Annotated in this window: 4 protein-coding genes; 2 read left to right on the forward strand and 2 right to left on the reverse strand. The window is 53.1% G+C overall.

From position 1 onward, the window contains the following. Together GYRE_RS24685 and GYRE_RS00060 are read left to right on the forward strand one after the other, a co-directional pair. The coding region (locus GYRE_RS24685) for a gp53-like domain-containing protein (RefSeq protein WP_081874611.1) at window positions 1-373 on the forward strand (373 nt) is incomplete at its 5' end. Next, a complete protein-coding gene (locus GYRE_RS00060) occupies window positions 373-792 on the forward strand; it encodes a tail fiber assembly protein (RefSeq protein WP_038252071.1) in 420 nt (139 codons plus the stop codon). The genes GYRE_RS24685 and GYRE_RS00060, both read left to right, overlap by 1 nt. Here GYRE_RS00060 and GYRE_RS00065 read toward each other — a convergent pair. Continuing rightward, a complete protein-coding gene (locus GYRE_RS00065; protein ID WP_038252072.1) occupies window positions 764-1363 on the reverse strand; it encodes a tail fiber assembly protein in 600 nt (199 codons plus the stop codon). The genes GYRE_RS00060 and GYRE_RS00065 overlap by 29 nt on opposite strands. After that, a partial coding sequence (locus GYRE_RS23310; RefSeq protein WP_038252074.1) for a tail fiber protein occupies window positions 1363-1771 on the reverse strand: 409 nt, incomplete at its 5' end. The genes GYRE_RS23310 and GYRE_RS00065, both read right to left, overlap by 1 nt.

A 1771-nucleotide genomic window follows, 5' to 3' on the forward strand; every position in this document is an offset into this window, starting at 1 on the left:
GAAAGAAGCGGCAAAACGGGACGTGGGTACCGGCACGAACCAGATACCGGATATGACATTTTTCACCCAGGGGTTTTTAACCACCGAGAACAACCAGTTCGCCGGTTTTCTCGCTTTACCCCGAGGTATGGTTGTGCAGTACGGAAGAGTGGCGCTCTATAACACGTCAAACGTGGCAACAATTAATCTGCCGGTGTCTTACGCAGACACTAATTATGCCGTCATAGCGTCCAGCGATTTAGCGGTAAAAGGCAATACGCTTTATCCGTGGTTTGGCGCACGGCCTCATACTGCCAGCCAGATTGACATGCAACAGAGTACCAATACAGACGGTTACGCCTGCTACTGGATAACTGTCGGGAGGGTTTCATAATGCTGTGGAGCGCAAAAAATAACTGCTTCTTTTTACCCACTGCGGGGGCGCTGGTTCAGGCTCCTGACGCTATAGCGGTTGATAATGAGGTATTTAATACGTTTGGTGGGGTTGCCCCAGCAGGGAAAATGCGGGTTGTTGGGGGCGATGATCTGCCAGCATGGGGAGATATTCCACCTCCTACACATGAAGAATTGGTGATTACAGCAGAAACTGAAAAGCAAAACCGTATAGCCCAGGCTAATGACTACATGAACAGCAGGCAGTGGCCGGGGAAAGCAGCGGTGGGCAGGCTGAAAGGTGATGAACTGGCACAGTACAATCTGTGGCTGGATTATCTGGATGCGCTTGAGGCGGTAAAAACGACCAGCGCACCCGATATCAAATGGCCTACACCTCCGGCTTCGGCGGAAGGGTAATGACTGGCGCGGTACTGGTATCGACTTTAGTCAGTTTGTAGCGGTACCGCTGCCATTCTCCCAGTCGTGGCACGTCGGCATCGTCGATGTAGCCTCCAGCCTGAGCATCTGCCAGTGGGGCGATAATCGTCGTCGCCTCCGCCAGCAACGCGGTTTTCATTTGTTCTGCTGCCATCACGTCCGCAGCGTGCTGCAATTCCGTGTCTGTCACCCATTCACTACCATTCCACTTATCGTATGGTGTTGCCGGGGCCAGCGTGGTGGTATCTTCCGGATACTCCCCCGGCACGGTGATAGTAACTTTCTCACCTGTCGCTGTGTTGTATACCGTTTCACCACGATGATCGGCGCCGTATTCCCAGCCGTTAAAATCTGATGTCCGGAAAATAGCAAAAGCGTCCTTGCTTTCTCCCGGCGCGTCAGTGCATGAATTGGCAGGAATGCCGACGCCAACAGGCAGATATTCAACGGATGAAGAAAGATATTCGCGCGTCTTGCCATCATAATTAAATACGGTGATATCACCGGCCACCGTAGCAATAAACTCGCTATTTAATTTTGCCTGCGTCATTATGCAGCCCTCACAATGTAGTTAAATGCGATATTACGCGGGCGGGTTTCTGATCCGCCGTATGACGATGTGTTCCCTGAAAATCCTCTTGTGCCATCGCCGGTAGTGTTCGACCAGACATTGCTATTTGTCACCGACTGAGTTCCGCTGTAATTATGAGCGTGGGACTCAATACTTCCTCCTTGCGAGGTTAGTAACGCTCGCCCCGAATCCACCCCGCGCCCATCATCCCAGCCGCGTAAAAACTCCCCGCGCAAATCAGGCAGTCTGAGCGTCGGATAAGCCAGTGCCAGCTTGGGATACTGGGAGGTAGTGAACGCCGCTCCGTTGCATTTGAGCCACCCACCTGGTGGTGTCGCTGACGGCCACGGAATGGGCACGCCCACCGGCAAAGCAGAGCCTTCCCCT

The sequence above is a fragment of the Yokenella regensburgei ATCC 49455 genome, from assembly GCF_000735455.1.
GTDB lineage: Bacteria > Pseudomonadota > Gammaproteobacteria > Enterobacterales > Enterobacteriaceae > Yokenella > Yokenella regensburgei.